We start from the raw sequence: 14,983 nt of genomic DNA on the forward strand, positions 1-14,983 counted from the left end.
GAACCTATGAGTAGCGTTTTTAGCAGGATCATCGCGGGGGAGCTGCCCGCGCGCTTTGTCTACCGGGACGACACCGTGGTGGCGTTCTTAAGCATCGCGCCCGTGGCCTACGGGCACACCCTGGTGGTGCCGGTGGCCGAGGTGGACCGCTGGACGGATCTGCCCGCCGAGACCTGGGCTCACGTGGCCGAGGTCTCGCAGCAGGTGGGCCGGGCCGTGGTGGAGGCCTTCGATTGTTCGCGGGCGGGCACCCTCATCGCCGGCTTCGAGGTGCCGCACACCCACGTCCACGTCTTCCCCGCCGAGGACATGTCCGGCTTCGACCTCTCTGCGGCCATGCCGATGGATTCCACCGACCCCGACGCCATGGACGCCGCCGCCCGCGCCCTCCGGGCGGCGCTGGGCACCGCCGACCAGTTCGACGACCAGTTCGACGACGCCCGGCGCTGATGCACCTGCTCGATCTGGTGCCCCCACACGGGGTGGCCCCCTACCTCCCGGGGTTGTCCGCCTCCGCGGCCACGGGGCGGCGCCCGGTGCTCATCCTCCACGGGGCGGCGGGCTCCCCCGGCAACTTCGAGGATCTGCTGCGCCTGCTGGCCCACCGCAGCGATCGCACCGTGGTCGCGCCCGCCTACGGGCGACGCGGCACCGCGCGGCTGGAGCGCAGCGCGGCGGAGCTCGAGGCGCACGCCCGGCGCCTGGTCGCGGCCTCCCCGGACGGCAGCATCGACATCGTGGGCCACTCCCTCGGCGGCCTGCTCGGGCTGCTGCTGGCGCAGCGTCTCCCCGTGGCCCGCCTCATCGGCCTCGGCGCCTGCTTTCGCGGCTGCCCGCCCCGATTCCCCCGGCTGCTGGGGGCCTGCGTGGGTCCGGTATATCCGCAGATCATGCGCCCCCTGGACATCGCCCCGCCCGCGGAGACGCGGATCGTCTCCTACGTCTCCGACCTGGACGCCGTCGTGCCGCCGGAATACTCCGACCTTTCCGACTACCCCGGCGCGCGGGTGGAGACGGTGCCCGCGCCGGGTGTTTTGCACTATCGCCTCCCCCTGGACACCGCGACCGAGGTGTTTACTCGCCTCTGCGGACCGGCTGTGGCTCCGGCTTGCGCTCCAGGGTGATGGTGAAGGTGGAACCCACCGACTCCCGGGATTCCACCTCGATGGTGCCCCCGTGCTTTTCCACCAGGGACTTGGTGATCGCCAACCCCAGCCCGGAGCCGCCGGAGGCCCGCGAGCGGGAGGTATCCGCCCGGTAGAAGCGCTCGAAGATGTGTGCCGCATGATCCGGGGACATGCCCACGCCGTCGTCGATGACCTGGATGCGCACCTGGGAGTCGCGCTCGCCGCTAAAGGAGAGGCGGATGGTGGCGGTGGCCTGCTCGCCGCCGTGGCGCAGGGCGTTGGTGATGAGGTTCAGCAGCGCCTGGTGCAAGCGGCTCGCGTCGCCCACCACCAGAGGTACGGCGGAGGTCCGGTTATCCACCGATACCGCGCGACCGGGGAAGGCAGCGCGCGCCGTGCCCGCCACCGAGAGGGAGAGCTCCAGGAGGTCCACCGTCTCGGTGTTGAGGCGCTGCCCCTCGGCCCGAGTCAGGGCGAGTAGGTCTTCTACCAGCAGGCTCATGCGCTTGGACTCCGCGTCCACTTTGCCCAGCACCAGGTCGATGTCCGTGGTGGCGCCCGAGCGGTACAGCTCCGTGTATCCGCGCAGGGAGGTCAGCGGGGTGCGCAGCTCGTGGGAGGCATCGCCGACGAAGCGCCGCATCTGCTCCTCCTTGTCCCGGGACTCCTCGATGGAGCGCTGGAGCCTGCCCAGCATGACGTTGAGCGCGTAGGCCAGCTGGCCCACCTCGGTGTTCATGGGCCACTGCGGCAGGCGTCGATCCAGGTTGCCCTCGGCGATATCCCCGGCGGTGCGTTCCACCTCGCGCAGCGGCTTGAGCGAGCGGTACACCAGGTAGTGCGCCACCATGGCCAGGACCACCAGCACCGTGAGGGAAATGATGGCCTGGACGGCGCGCAGCCGCCCGATCATCGTTTCTTCCCGCGCCAGGCTCTTGGCCACCACCACGATCACGCCGTCCTGGGTCTTGGCGGTGGCCCGCCAGCTCTGGTTCGAGGCAGATTCCTCGGCGGAAGGCAGGGTCTGCGGGCCGGCATCCACGGTGAGGCCGGAGATGTCCGGGGTGGATTGCAGCCAGCTGTTCTCCCCGGCGGGGGTGCCGTCGGGGTAGATCACCTGCACGTAAAAGTCGAGGGGCACCCGGCGGATTGCGCCGCCCTCCGGGGGCATGGCGGTGGCCGCCGAACCCCCGGGGCCGGCCAACCCCTTGAGCACGGATTCCAGCTCCTCATCGACCTTGTCCAGGGAATATCCCCGCATCACGGCGGAGACCGCCAGGGAGCTGCCCGCCAGGCCCACCCCCGCCACCGCGACCACGAGCACCACCAGCCACACCCTCAGGGGCACGAAACGCAGCGGGCTCTCGTGCCTGCACCGGGATCCCGCCGCACCCCACTGCTCCTCGCGGGGACGCCTGGGCCGCCTCACTGGCGCGGCTTACGCAGCACGTAGCCCACGCCGCGCACCGTGTGGATGAGCGGCCGACGCCCCGTGTCCACCTTGCGGCGCAGGTAGGAAATATAGGACTCCACCACGTTGCCATCGCCACCGAAGTCGTAGTGCCACACGTTATCCAGGATCTTCGCCTTGCTCAGCACCACCTCGGCGTTGATCATCAGGAAGCGCAGGAGGTTGAACTCCGTGGGGGAAAGCTCCACGATCTCCCCGGCCTTGGTGACCTCGTGGGTATCGTCGTTGAGGGTGAGGTCGGCGTAGGTGATGGTGGCGTCGCGGGCCTCGTCCTTGAGGCTGTGTCCCCGGCGCAGGATCACCCGCAACCGGGTAATCACCTCCTCCAGGGAGAACGGCTTGGTCACGTAGTCGTCCGCACCGATGGTCAGGCCGTGGATGCGGTTTTCCACCGCATCCTTGGCCGTGAGGTAGAGCACCGGGCCGTCGAGGCCCTCCTCGCGCAGGTGCGGCAGCAGCTCGAAGCCGTCCATGCCGGGCATCATCACGTCCAGGATGAAGGCGTCCGGGCGGAACTCCCGGGCCACCTCGAGGGCGTCGTGGCCGTCGGTGGCCGACTTCACCTCGAAGCCCTGGAACTTCAGGCCGACGGTCAGCAATTCCACGATGTTGGGCTCGTCGTCCACCACGAGCACCCTGATGTTCTTGGCCTTGTCGTTCATAGCGTCTGCCATTGTGGCTTCGTCCTTACATTCCCAATCCGGCCCGCCGCACGGGATACCACGGCGGGCGCACTGCACTATGGGACAGTATGGCGCGGCGTTCTGCCCCCGCCCTGCCCGACACCTGAGAGAAGACTGGGAGTTACAGGGCGGCGTCCGCGCGCGCCGCGGCGGCGTCGATCACCTCCAGGCACCGGCGCAGGTCCTCCTCGGAGATGTTCAAGGGTGGGGCGATGTGCGTGCGATTGGCGCTGACCATCGGCCACACCCCCTGCTCCTTGCAGTGCGCGGCGAACCCACCCAGATCGGTCAGCGGCTCCTTGGTTGCGCGATCGCGCACGAACTCGATGGCCCAGAAGAAGCCCCGGCCACGCACCTCCCCCACGCTGGGGTGGTTCCGAGCGATCTCACGCAGGCGCGGGCCGATGACCTCCTCGCCCAGGCGCTCCACGCGGGCAAAGATTCCCTCGCGCTCGTAAACCTTCAGGGCCGCCACCCCCGGCGCGCAGGCCAGGGGGTGACCGGAGTAGGTCAGGCCGCCGGGGTAGGGGCGCTCGGAGAAGGTCTCCACGATGGCCGGGTGTATGAGCACCCCACCCAGCGGCACGTACCCGGAGTTCACGCCCTTGGCGAAGGTCACCAGGTCCGGGGCAAGGTCCGCGCCGCCGTGCTCGTAGGCGAAGAGCCTGCCGGTGCGGCCAAAGCCCACCATCACCTCGTCGGCGATGTAGAGGATGCCATATTTATCGCACAGATCGCGCACCCCCCGCAGATAGCCCTCGGGCGGGGCGATGACCCCGGAGGAGCCCACCATGGACTCCAGCATGATCGCCGCGATCTGATCTGGCCCCTCAAACAGGATCGTCTGCTCCAGGTGCTCCAGGGCACGGGAGCACTCCTGCTCCGGGGAGTCCGCGTGGAAGGCCGAGCGATACAGGAACGGCCCCCAGAAGTGATAGATGTCGCCGTCGGTGGTGGGATTGCCCAGGCGGCGCCCCTCGCCCGTGGCCATGATCGCGGACCCGGTGGCGCCGTGATAGCTGCGGTAGGCGGCAAGAATCTTGTTCTTTCCGGTGTGCAGGCGCGCCATGCGAATGGCGTGCTCCACCGCGTCCGCGCCGCCGTTGGTGAAAAAGACGTGGCTAAACTCGCCCTGCGCGGACTCGACGATGCGCCGGGCCAGCTCCCCGCGCACGTCGCTGGCGAAGGCGGGATTGAGGTTGGTGACCCGGCCCGCCTGTTCGCGGATGGCCGCCACCAAATCCGGGTGGTTGTGCCCCAGGTTGGCGCTGACAAGCTGGCTGCCCACGTCGAGGTAGCCCTTGCCCTCGTAGTCGTAGATGCGCGAGCCCTCGGCGGCGGCCACGGGCATGGGGTCGATCTTCCCCTGCGCGGACCAGGAGTGAAAGACGTGCGAGCGGTCGTCGCTGCGCACCTGGGACTCGGTCGCGCGGGAAGCAGCGGTATGGGATGCAGTCACGGGAAACCTCTTCTCCTCGGGAAACTCACCGTTGCCCGCTACTGTATCCCACCCCGCGCGCGATGTTCCACACACCCGCGACCTAGAGGTGATTAGCACCACCGAACATCGTCGAGGTTCACTCCCTCCTTCTCCGCGCGGGCCTCTACGAGATCGCGCAGGTAATCGCGGTATTGACCGTAGGCCTCGGCAAACCGATCGTCGGCCACGTACATGCGCGCCAGCAGCACCTGCTTGCTCGGGGTGACCTCGTACCAGCGCCCGATCTCGGCCCGGTGGCGCAGCGCTAGTCCATCGGCCTCCGGCGAGCCGGGTGCGACGCCGCGCTCGGCGGCTTCGGCCAGGGCTTCTCGGAACGCCGCAGCCTCCGCCGCGGCCTCCTCCCAGTCCCCGGCGGTCATCTCCTTCATCCGCTCGCGGGACTGCTCCCACTCGGGCGTATCGCCCCAGCGCTCCTGCGCCTCGGCCCGATACTGGGCCCAGCTCCGTGCTTGTTCCTCCACGCTCATGATGGTCTCTCCCTCCAGGATCTCGTCGACCGCGCGGATCATTCCGCGCAGGCGAGCGATTTTTGCCACCAGCACCTCGCGTTGCCGCTGTAGGCGTTCGCGGCAGGTGCCGGGGGTATCGATCAACTCCCCGATCTGCGCCAACGGCACCCCGGCCTCCCGGTACACCAGGATCTGCAGGCCACGCTCCAGATCCCCCTCGGTGTACAGGCGATACTCGCTTAGCGTTCGCCACCGCGGTTCTAGCAGGCCCACGGATTCCCAGTGCCGCAGCGTGCGCGGGGTGACGCCAAGGATCTCGGCGGCCTGGCCGATGGTGTAGTCGTCGGTGTTGTTCTCGCTCACGGCCATGATCCTGCTCCTTGACGCTGCGTGAGGGTCAAGGCCACCGGCGCCCCGGCTCGTGGCCCCTCACGCTAGGATACGTTGTGCTGGGAAATTTCCCGGCTCCTCCCGGTGGTACGACCGTCTCCACCACCGTAGTGGAGGTGAGACGAATGGCCCACCATCGCCGCGCAGGCGGAGATAACAGAAACCGCCGGCGGAGCAGCAACTCCGCGCGACGGTTCCTGGGGCGGCTGGAAGAAAACGTCATCGCTCGCGCAATAGTAGAAGCGATCACGGGACTGCTCAGCTAGTCTCACGAAGAACCTCACTTGCCCTCAAAAGCGGTGGGGTTCTTCGCCTTTCTACGAAAGTCAAGGTGGGCTGTCATCACGTAGCATACCCCATCTCCCCGAAACGCACCCCGCCGCCCGAAAACGCACACATAGCGGATCCATATCGGGCCACCTCGGGACTGCTACGGTAGGCCCATGCATTATCTTGACACCCAGCGCGTGGCGGCCTTCGGCTATACGAACGCCGCCGACGCCATCCTCGCCGCCCTTGACCAGGGCATCGATCCCGCCACCGACCCGCAGCGACTCACCACCCCCCTAGCGCACGGATCCTTCCTCCTCATGCCCTCGCAGGGCGCCTCCCACGCCGGGATCAAGATCATCACCCACGCCCCCGGCAACGCCGAGCGCGCCGTGCCCACCATCCAGGGCCTCTACCTCCTGTGCGACGGCACGACGCTGACCCCGCAGGCCCTCCTCGACGGCGAGGCCCTGACCACCCTGCGCACTCCGGCGCTCTCGGTCGCGGCGTCTCGCCCCTTCCTGCACCGCCAGTTCGCGCGCGCCCATGCCCGCGGCGAGCAACTCCGCGTGGTCATCTTCGGGGCCGGGCCCCAGGGGGTGGGCCACGTCCACGCGCTGCGGGAAGAGGCCGACGCGCTCGCCGCCCGCGGCGACGCGGCCGCGCTGGCACCGATCACCCTCCTCGTGCGCACCCCCGACAACGCCTCCCCGGAGGCCCACGCGGCGGGCACCGTGCTGGCCGCCGGGTCCGCGGCCGCCGTGGAGGCCCTCACCGAGGCGGACGTCGTCGTGTGCGCGACCGGGACGAGCACCCCCCTGTTTGCCGCCGAGGACGTGCGCGGGGACGCTCTGGTGATCGCCCTCGGCTCCCACACGCCCGAGGCGCGCGAGGTTCCCGCGGAGCTGATGGGCCGCGCCACGGTGATCGTGGAGGACGAGGGCGCGGCGATGCGCGAGGCCGGGGACGTGATCCAGGCCGTCGACGAGGGAGTCCTGCGGCCCGAGGACCTGATCTCCCTGGGCGCGCTGCACGCCCCGGGGGCGGCCGAGGCGATCCTGAACGCGGCCGGGGAGGGGCCGGTCGTGGTCAAGACCGTGGGCATGGGGTGGCAGGACCTGGCCGTGGCGACCGCGATCGCGCAGCAGGCGTAGGCGGCCCCCACAGGTCCTAAGGGCGCGGGATATTGCGCAGGTTCGAGCGCGCCATCGTGAGCATGGCGCCCACCCCGCCGCCGAAGACGGTGCGGGTGGCCGCCTTGGAGAAGCCCATGAGCATCTCCCAGGTAATGCTCGGCGGAATGGAGAGCGCGTTGGGGTCGGTCACCATGTCCACCAGCACGGGGCCGTCGTAGGCCAGGGCCTCCCGGATGCCGGCGCGCAGCTGCTTGGGGTCCTCGATGCGGATCGCCTTGATGCCCACCCCGCGCGCGATCTGGGCGTAATCCACCTGGTCGTGATCGGTCTCGTACTCGGGCATGCCCTGCACGAGCATTTCCAGCTTCACCATGCCCAGCGAGGAGTTATTGAACACAAACATCTTGATGGGCAGATCGTGCTGCTTGACGGTGATGAGCTCGCCCATGAGCATGCTGAGGCCGCCGTCGCCGCTGAAGGTCACCACCTGGCGCTCGCGGTCGGCGCACTGGGCGCCGATGGCCTGCGGCAGGGCGTTGGCCATCGTCCCGTGGCGGTAGGAACCCATGTCCACGCGCTTGCCGTTGGGGGTGAGGTAGCGCGCGGCCCACACGTTGCACATGCCGGTGTCCACGGTAAAGACCGCGTCCTCGGCGGCCAGCTCGTCGATGAGCGAGGCCGCATACTCCGGGTGGATGGGGGTGTGCTTGTCCACCCTGCGGGTGTAGGCCTCCACCACGTCCTCGAGGGCCTTGGCGTGCTTCTTGAGCATCCTGTCAAGGAAGGAGCGATCCTTCTTCTCCGCCACGTGAGGCAGGATGTTCTCGATCACCGCGCCCGCGTCCCCCACCACCGGGTAGGCGATGGTGGTGCGCCGCCCGATGTGGGAGGCATCGACGTCGATCTGCGCCACGTTCTTCTTGGGCAGGAAGTCGTTGTACGGAAAGTCGGTGCCGATGAGGATGAGCAGGTCTGCCTCGTGCGAGGCCTCGTGGCAGGCGCCGTAACCAAGCAGGCCGGACATGCCCACGTCAAAGGGGTTGTCGTACTGGATGTAGTGCTTGCCGCCGAAAGCATGTCCGATAGGGGCCTTGATCTTTTCCGCCAGGGCCAGCACCTGCTCGCGGGCGTCCTTGATGCCCGCCCCCACGAAGAGCGTGACCGACGACGCCTCGTTGATCGCCTGCACCAGGGCGGCGGCTTCGCGCCGATCCGGGTAGGCGATGGGGCGGCCGGCGGCGATCGTCGAGTCAATGATGGTGGTGTCCTCGACGTCCTCGGCGGCCAGGTCACCGGGGATCACGAGCACGGAGACGCCCTTGCCGCCCATGGTGGACTGGATGGCGTGGTGGGTGATCACCGCGCCCTGATCGGCGGAATTCACCATCTCGCAGTAGCCGGAGCACTCCTCGAAGAGGCGCTGGGGATGGGTCTCCTGGAAGAAGTGGGAGCCGATCTGCCGGGAGGGGATGTGGCTGGCCAGGGCCAGAACCTTGGCCCCATTGCGGTGGGAGTCGTAGAGCCCCTGAATCAGATGGGTGTTGCCCGGCCCGCACGACCCCGCGCACACCGCCAGGCCCCCGGTGAGGAGGGACTCCGCCCCGGCAGCAAAAGCCGCGGCCTCCTCGTTGCGCACGTGCACCCACTCGATGGCGGAGCCCCGCACCGCGTCCACGATGGGGTTGAGCGAATCGCCCACCACCCCATAAATACGCCGCACGCCCTGCCTTTCCAGGGCGTGCACCAAAACCTCGGCATAGTTGCGCGCCATTGTGCCTCCTTAGAAGCGTCCGCGGAGCGACCCCAGCCGCGGGGCGTCGATACCCTCCGCGACGATCGTGGGATCACGCCCGGTTCGTGTCTGTTTGTGTGGATATGCCACCAGTATGCCCCCGACTCGCCCCTCATGCCAGGGCCACCCTATTAGGTACAGTATTCCTTCATGCAGCACTCCCCCTCCGCGGCCGCCACGCCCCGGCAGCGCTGGACCTTCCTCGCGGTGATCAGCGCCGGTCTCTTCCTGATCAGCATGGATAACTCCGTGCTCTTCACCGCCCTGCCGCAGCTCAAGGAACAGCTGCACGCCACCGAGACCCAAGGACTATGGATCATCAATGCCTATCCGCTGGTGCTCAGCGGCCTGCTGCTGGGCACCGGCACGCTGGGCGACCGGATCGGGCACCGCCGCATGTTCCTCCTCGGCATGGCGATCTTCCTCCTCGGCTCCCTGGCCGCCGCGTTCTCCCCCTCCCCCTGGGCCTTGATCGCCGCGCGCGCCGCACTCGGCCTGGGCGCGGCGACGATGATGCCCGCCACCCTGGCCCTGATCCGCCTCACCTTCCTCGACGAGCGCGAGCTCAGCACCGCCATCGGCATCTGGGGCGCCGTGGCCGTGGTGGGATCGGCCTCCGGGCCGGTCATCGGCGGCCTCCTGCTGGAGCACTTCTGGTGGGGGTCGGTGTTCCTCATCAGCGTGCCCGTCAGCGCCCTGGCCCTGCTGGCCACCGCCGCGCTCGCGCCGCCTAACACACCCAACCCCACCGCGCACTGGGACGCGGCCTCCTGCCTGCTGGCCTTGGTGACGGTCTCCGGCCTGGTCATGGCGATCAAGGAGGCCGCCGGCGCGCACCGGCAGTGGTGGCTGCTCGGCGCGGCATCAGCGGCGGCGCTCGCCGCCGGATTCCTCTTTACCCGCCGCCAACGCCGCCTGCCCCGCCCCCTGCTGAGCGCGGACATCTTCCGCGACCGCATGTTTACCGGCGGAGTACTCGCCGCAGCAGGCGCCATGTTCTGCCTCGCCGGGGTTCAGTTGATGACCACGCAGCGCTTCCAGCTCGTCGCGGGATACAGCCCGCTGCGGGCGGGCCTCGTGGTGGCCCTGGCGGCCATCTGCGCCCTGCCCCTGTCCATCCTCGGCGGGGCGAACCTGCACCGCCTGGGCTTTCGCACGCTCATCAGCGGCGGCTTTAGCCTCATCGCGGCGGCCGTGCTCCTGGCCGCGGGCGCGCTCCGCGCCGGGAGCCTGCCGCTGTTCTTGCTCGGCATGGCGCTGATCGGGGCGGGGGCCGGCGCGGTCATGTCCGTGTCCTCCGTAGCCATCATCGGCTCGGCGCCCCGCGAGCGCGCCGGTATGGCCTCCGGCGTGGAGGAGGTCTCCTATGAGTTCGGCAGCCTGCTCTCGGTGGCTCTCGTGGGTAGCCTCTTTCCGGTCTTCCTCGCCGCGTCCTCCGGGCCGGACATCGACGATACCGCCGCCTACGATCACGCCTACCGCGCGATCCTGTGCCTCCTCGCGGCGGCGGGCGCGCTCGGCGCGGGCGTCACCGCCCGGTGCTTCCGAGGCAACCCGAGGAGCACCCGCTACGGCTCGGCGCACTAACCGCCTCGCGACACCCCCACCCTCACCGGCGCGTCGCCAAGGCCCCCATCGGGTCCCAGGCCGGCAGCACGATCGGCTCGTCCTCCCCGGCCGCCAGCACCTCCGCCGGCAGGAAGCGCGGCGGGACGGCGATCTCAAACACGTAGGGATCGAACCAGGAGTCGTCCATCGTCCAAAAGCCCTTGTCCGCCTTCTCCGCACCCCAGGAGTTTTCCACCCGCCACCGGCGCGGGGCACCCTCTTCGTCGAGATCCACGCCCGTGAACACCATCGCGTGCTCCATCAGGGACTCCCCGGTGCGCAGGCGCTGCTCCTTGGTCATACCCATCTCCACGCCGTAGACGGCCTCGTAATCGTAGAGGTCGGCGGCCCACACACCGGTCTCGCGCTCCGCCTGACGGGTGGTCTCGCAACCAAACCACACCGGCAGCCCCTCGGCCACGGCCCGGGCGGCGGCGGCCTTGAGCACCCCGACCGGGGCGTTCAGATAGGTCACCGGTCCCGCACCCACCACGTTGCCCAGGTGCTCCACGGTGTAGCGGGCGTAGTAGTCGTGGCGGGGATCATGGACCACGCACACGTAATCCCCGAGGTCGTCGGGCAGGTAGCGCCGGGCGAACTCGCGCGGGCTCACCTCCCCCTCCCGGTGAAAAACACCCTCCTTGTCCCGATACTGCCAGATAAACCGCTCCGGCGGCACCCCCAGGTGAATCACGAGGATGCGATAGACATCCCCCAGCACCTCGCCGCGCACCCGGGCCGCCTCTCCCTCCGGGGCCTCGCGCAGCAGCACCGTGCCCCGGCGCAGCACGGAGAGCAGATCCCGGTTGAGCTTGGCGGTGTGCGAGCTGGAATGAGTCTCCGGCATCACATACTTGGGCACCACGCCGTACTTGTCCACCACGGAGACAAACATGTTCCACTGGCCGCCGTCCTCGAGCGGCGTGGCGAGCAGGTGGGAGACGGTGCGATCGTCCAGGGGCCGCTCGCGCAGATCGAACATCGCGGAGAGGAAGTAATTGGCCTTTTCCAGCTTGTCGTAGAAGTGGACGTAGGCCTGGGAAAATTCGAAGTCCTCGATCCCGTGCCGGGCCATCACCGCGCCGCGCAGCGAGTTCAGCCCCGCGAAGATCCAGCACCGCCCCGAGCGCTTTTGATCCGCCACCGCCCACTGATCCACCTTGTGCGAGACCGAGGTATCCAGGGACGTCACCGCGCGCCGGTTCAACGCGATGCGATCGATATCGGTACCCGCCACCATGCTGCCCGCCAGGCGCGCGGCGGCATCGTCGACAAGATCGCGGTTCCACTGTGCATAATCCATGATGTCTCTCCTCCGTTGCTTCCCTAGGCCATCGCGTCCCACACCGGCAGCACCCTCGGCTCCGCGCCCAGCGCCGCGCGCAGGTGCTCCGGAACAAACTGCGGGCGCACCGCCACCGCAAAGACGTTCTGATCGAACCACGCCTGGGACATCACGCCGTAGCCCTTATCCGCGGCCTCGTTCTTGGCGCTGTGCTTCTCCTCGCCCCAGGAGTTTTCCACCCGCCACCGCGCCGGGGAATCGTCGTAGCCGGTGAGCACCATCGCGTGGGTGAGCACGGACTCCCACGTCTGCATCCGCTGGGCCTTGGTCGTGGTGGTATCCACGCCGTAGAGGGCGTCGCGCCCCAGCAGATTCGCGTCCCACACACCCATCTCCCGGTGGAACTGACGGTTCACGTCGCAGGCGAACCACACCGGCTCGCCCGCTCGCACGCTCTCGGCGGCCGCCCGGGTGACGTCGGGCATCTCGGCGTTGAGGTAGGTAAACAGCGAGGTTCCCGGCACGTTTGTCTGAGTATCGATGGCGTAGCGCACCCCCGCCTCGCGCCGCGGGCGAGGATCGTGGCCCAGCACGACATAGTCGCCGAGGTCGTCGGGCAGGTAGCGGCTGGCGAACTCGCGCGGGCTCACCTCCCCCTCCCGGTGAAAAACGCCCTCCTTGTCCCGATACTGCCAGGGGAATCGCTCCGGCGGCACGCCCAGGTGAATCACGAGGATGCGATGGGTGTCGCGCAGGATCTCCTCCTTGGTGGTGTGCCCCTTGCGCAGGCGCAGTACCCCGCGGCGCAGCACCGTGTTGAGCGCCCGGCGCAGGTGCACGGTGTGCGAGCTGGAATGGGTCTCCGGCATCGCATACTTGGGCACCGCCCCGTAGCGCTCCACCAGGTGCACCAGGTAGTTCCACTCCCCGCCATCGCCCACCGGGGCCTGCAAGAGGGCGTGGGCGCGGCGGTCATCCAGGTCGTCCAGGTGCTGCGAGATCGCGTCGAGGAAGACCTCCGCCTTGCCCAGGAGGTCATAAAACTGAAGGTAGGCCTCCGAGAACTCGAAGTCCTGCACGCCCAGGTCCCTCGCGATCCGGTGTCGGAACACGTTGAGCGCCGCGAACATCCAGCAGCGCCCGGACTGCTTCTGATTGGTGACCTTGAGGGAATCGAGCCTGGTCTCCGGGGGCGCGCTTAAGGCCACCACCGCCCGGCGATCCAGGGCCACCTCATCGACGTCGGTGATGGTCACCGCGTTGGTGGCCATGCGCACCTGCGGGGTATCGACAGACTCGCGCAAGCGCGCAAGCTCCTGCGGGGTCAAGGTGAAATCAGCCATGCACCTGAAGATAACAGAACCTGCCGGTGGCTGAACTCATGAGAAAAGGGACAGCACGATTTTCATGTTCTCATGGTAAGAAGGCCCGCTCCCGTGACATCCATCTAGAAAAGGCATATGGCCATTCCTACTCGCCCAGGCTTTCACCTTCGCCAAGGTAGGGCCCAACCTCGCCGCGGCCGCCTCGTAGCCCTGCGGTAGAGTTAGCTATTCGAAAACTCTTCCTTCCCGTTATCACGTGCGCCGGGATTGTTGTTTTTGAGCCCCCATACCGAATTGACCTTCAGCCCAGGCAACCTCATCGCCTTTATAACCGGAGCCTTCGGAGCGGGATTTCACCGATTCATCGGCACGATCTCCGACCCTACCCCGGCCGTCAAATCACGACGGGGATAAGTTCCACTATCTCGAGATAGCGGTAGAACAGCAAGAAATACCTGGCACTCCCGCCGCCAACACCCGTGTTTTACTAGGTACGCTAGGCGCCCCGCCATGCTGCGCCAGAGGTATATTTAGGCAAATTGCATTCTGCGCCGCTCCAGTTCCCGCACCGCGCCGTTCAAAGGTGAACCATTCAGCGGAAAAATAGAAAGATCAATCCTTGCCACCACGCGGAGAACCTGCTCATTAGCACTGGCGGCCGCCGCCGGAGCAAGCCCAATGGAGTTCACAAACTCCGCCCAGTGTTCCCTTTTGAGGTTCTTGCTTTTACCCGCCAATGGGAGCGCCATCGCCATATCCCGGTACAGCACGGTACAAGGAATGTCATATACCGGGGCCACGCCCCACCTGCCGCTTCCACCCTCCACGACGGAAAGATTCTTGGCATGCACATCCCCATTTCCGGTGAGCCAGGCAAAAAGAAACTGCATGTAAAGGTTTCTCGTGGCCACCACGGGTGAGTTTGTTCGCGCCGCTAGGGCACGCACCACTCGCTCACTGTCCACCGAGTATTTCGCCGCTGGGAGTACATCCAAGACCTGCGCGGCGTCCTCTAGGCCATTCCTCACCACGGAACCATCGGATACCGCCAGGCGATCAAACCGCCTCACCAGCAGTCCTGGCCGATCATTCTTATCCCGCACCACCTGGTGATGGACCACGGGAATCCCCAGGTGGCGCGCATGGCTGAGATGCAAGGCCTCAGTGAGCACAAGGTGGGGGCGTTCCGGCGGATCAAGCTTCAGGATGGAATACGCACCCCGCCAGCCCACCGGAGCATTCACCATCGAGGCGGAGGCCTTTTCCTGCACCCCCGCTAAACCATACTGATCCACCATCTCCGCGACGTCCCGACAATCTATCTCGCTAGGCAACCCGGCAATAAACGGTTCCGGGGTTCCCGGCCGATCCCCAGCAGGCACAATCTGAACGTCACCGGGGGTGTCCTCCCCGATAGCAAGCAGCAGGGTGAGTTCATCATCCAGAGAGGTTTTTGTCGCACGTCGCAAAACACTAAGTCGATGCCCCTCGGGCAACAGCCCCGCAAAGAACGCAGGAACACCGCCGCCCGGCCCCAACACCGGTTTCGTGCCTACGGGCAAGGTTGAGGACACCGGCGGCCCCTCGTATTCCGGCAGGTAGTCAAAGAAAACCTCGCCGGCGTCGCCGCGCTCCAAGACCGCAGCCGCCGCCCTTTCTTGTTTACGTCCGCCGCCCGCACGAATCTCAGTTGCGCAACATCCCTCATTCCACTATCTCCACCCTCATCCCCAGCACCCCGGCCACGGTGAGCACGGCACGCAGCCCGGCGGTGCCGGTTCCCTTTTCTATGTCCCGCACGGTGCGGTCGGACAAGCCCGCCAGTTCCGCTAATTGCCGTTGGGTGAGCATGTATTCCTTGCACATGGTGCGGATAGCGGCCCCGATTCGCCGGGCTTCCTCGCATGCGTCGATCATGGCGCTTCCATCATCATTCGGAAGAATCC

13 protein-coding genes are annotated in these 14,983 nt (G+C 67.5%); 4 read left to right on the forward strand and 9 right to left on the reverse strand.

Going from position 1 to position 14,983, the window contains the following annotated elements; genetic code table 11:
• Nucleotides 1–6: 6 nt before the first annotated feature.
• Both H7347_RS03480 and H7347_RS03485 read left to right on the forward strand, forming a co-directional pair.
• Nucleotides 7–450 (forward strand): HIT family protein, encoded by a 444-nt coding sequence (locus tag H7347_RS03480; RefSeq protein WP_152821417.1) that lies wholly within the window; start codon nt 7–9, stop codon nt 448–450.
• Nucleotides 450–1,124 carry an alpha/beta fold hydrolase gene (locus H7347_RS03485; RefSeq protein ID WP_152821419.1) on the forward strand — a complete coding sequence of 225 codons (675 nt, stop codon included), beginning with the start codon at nt 450–452 and terminating at the stop codon, nt 1,122–1,124. The genes H7347_RS03480 and H7347_RS03485 overlap by 1 nt, the downstream gene beginning before the upstream one ends.
• On the opposite strand, the gene H7347_RS03490 is transcribed toward H7347_RS03485, so the two are convergent.
• The 4 genes from H7347_RS03490 to H7347_RS03505 all read right to left on the reverse strand — a co-directional run bounded on the left by H7347_RS03490 (nt 1,075) and on the right by H7347_RS03505 (nt 5,600).
• Complete coding sequence (locus H7347_RS03490) at nt 1,075–2,475, reverse strand: HAMP domain-containing sensor histidine kinase (protein ID WP_186337201.1); 1,401 nt, start codon at nt 2,473–2,475, stop codon at nt 1,075–1,077. The genes H7347_RS03485 and H7347_RS03490 overlap by 50 nt on opposite strands.
• 77 nt (nt 2,476–2,552) lie before the next feature.
• Nucleotides 2,553–3,272, reverse strand: a complete 720-nt coding sequence (locus tag H7347_RS03495; RefSeq protein ID WP_227658991.1) for a response regulator transcription factor — start codon at nt 3,270–3,272, stop codon at nt 2,553–2,555.
• A gap of 130 nt (nt 3,273–3,402) precedes the next feature.
• Entirely contained in the window at nt 3,403–4,740 is a 1,338-nt protein-coding gene (locus H7347_RS03500) for an aspartate aminotransferase family protein (RefSeq protein WP_186337202.1), read from the reverse strand.
• Between the two features lie 92 nt (nt 4,741–4,832).
• Nucleotides 4,833–5,600: a MerR family transcriptional regulator gene (locus tag H7347_RS03505; protein ID WP_152821421.1), complete on the reverse strand. Its 768-nt coding sequence runs from the start codon at nt 5,598–5,600 to the stop codon at nt 4,833–4,835.
• A gap of 464 nt (nt 5,601–6,064) precedes the next feature.
• Between H7347_RS03505 and H7347_RS03510 the strand changes: the two genes are divergently transcribed.
• Nucleotides 6,065–7,045 carry an ornithine cyclodeaminase family protein gene (locus H7347_RS03510; RefSeq protein ID WP_152821423.1) on the forward strand — a complete coding sequence of 327 codons (981 nt, stop codon included), beginning with the start codon at nt 6,065–6,067 and terminating at the stop codon, nt 7,043–7,045.
• A 16-nt stretch (nt 7,046–7,061) separates the two neighbouring features.
• On the opposite strand, the gene H7347_RS03515 is transcribed toward H7347_RS03510, so the two are convergent.
• Complete coding sequence (locus H7347_RS03515) at nt 7,062–8,798, reverse strand: pyruvate dehydrogenase (protein ID WP_152821425.1); 1,737 nt, start codon at nt 8,796–8,798, stop codon at nt 7,062–7,064.
• Between the two features lie 171 nt (nt 8,799–8,969).
• Here H7347_RS03515 and H7347_RS03520 point away from each other — a divergent pair, with 171 nt between their 5' ends.
• Nucleotides 8,970–10,406 carry an MFS transporter gene (locus H7347_RS03520; RefSeq protein WP_152821427.1) on the forward strand — a complete coding sequence of 479 codons (1,437 nt, stop codon included), beginning with the start codon at nt 8,970–8,972 and terminating at the stop codon, nt 10,404–10,406.
• A 22-nt stretch (nt 10,407–10,428) separates the two neighbouring features.
• On the opposite strand, the gene H7347_RS03525 is transcribed toward H7347_RS03520, so the two are convergent.
• The 4 genes from H7347_RS03525 to H7347_RS03540 form a co-directional block, all read right to left on the reverse strand.
• Nucleotides 10,429–11,730 (reverse strand): C1 family peptidase, encoded by a 1,302-nt coding sequence (locus H7347_RS03525; protein ID WP_152821429.1) that lies wholly within the window; start codon nt 11,728–11,730, stop codon nt 10,429–10,431.
• Between the two features lie 23 nt (nt 11,731–11,753).
• Nucleotides 11,754–13,055 carry an aminopeptidase C gene (locus H7347_RS03530; protein WP_152821431.1) on the reverse strand — a complete coding sequence of 434 codons (1,302 nt, stop codon included), beginning with the start codon at nt 13,053–13,055 and terminating at the stop codon, nt 11,754–11,756.
• A gap of 512 nt (nt 13,056–13,567) precedes the next feature.
• Nucleotides 13,568–14,674, reverse strand: a complete 1,107-nt coding sequence (locus tag H7347_RS03535) for a type II toxin-antitoxin system HipA family toxin (protein ID WP_227658992.1) — start codon at nt 14,672–14,674, stop codon at nt 13,568–13,570.
• A gap of 67 nt (nt 14,675–14,741) precedes the next feature.
• The gene (locus H7347_RS03540) at nt 14,742–14,954 is read right to left on the reverse strand and encodes a helix-turn-helix domain-containing protein (RefSeq protein WP_152821433.1); all 213 of its coding nucleotides are present in this window, start codon (nt 14,952–14,954) and stop codon (nt 14,742–14,744) included.
• Nucleotides 14,955–14,983: the final 29 nt, after the last annotated feature.

This window comes from Corynebacterium sp. zg-331, from assembly GCF_014267345.1.
GTDB lineage: Bacteria > Actinomycetota > Actinomycetes > Mycobacteriales > Mycobacteriaceae > Corynebacterium.

Bases quoted from the DNA above. Each gene is read 5' to 3' on its own strand.
- H7347_RS03480 (WP_152821417.1), top strand. From the start codon at position 7: ATGAGTAGCGTTTTTAGCAGGATCATCGCGGGGGAGCTGCCCGCGCGC.
- H7347_RS03485 (WP_152821419.1), top strand. From the start codon at position 450: ATGCACCTGCTCGATCTGGTGCCCCCACACGGGGTGGCCCCCTACCTC.
- H7347_RS03495 (WP_227658991.1), bottom strand. From the start codon at position 3,272: ATGGCAGACGCTATGAACGACAAGGCCAAGAACATCAGGGTGCTCGTG.
- H7347_RS03505 (WP_152821421.1), bottom strand. From the start codon at position 5,600: ATGGCCGTGAGCGAGAACAACACCGACGACTACACCATCGGCCAGGCC.
- H7347_RS03510 (WP_152821423.1), top strand. From the start codon at position 6,065: ATGCATTATCTTGACACCCAGCGCGTGGCGGCCTTCGGCTATACGAAC.
- H7347_RS03515 (WP_152821425.1), bottom strand. From the start codon at position 8,798: ATGGCGCGCAACTATGCCGAGGTTTTGGTGCACGCCCTGGAAAGGCAG.
- H7347_RS03520 (WP_152821427.1), top strand. From the start codon at position 8,970: ATGCAGCACTCCCCCTCCGCGGCCGCCACGCCCCGGCAGCGCTGGACC.
- H7347_RS03525 (WP_152821429.1), bottom strand. From the start codon at position 11,730: ATGGATTATGCACAGTGGAACCGCGATCTTGTCGACGATGCCGCCGCG.
- H7347_RS03530 (WP_152821431.1), bottom strand. From the start codon at position 13,055: ATGGCTGATTTCACCTTGACCCCGCAGGAGCTTGCGCGCTTGCGCGAG.
- H7347_RS03540 (WP_152821433.1), bottom strand. From the start codon at position 14,954: ATGATCGACGCATGCGAGGAAGCCCGGCGAATCGGGGCCGCTATCCGC.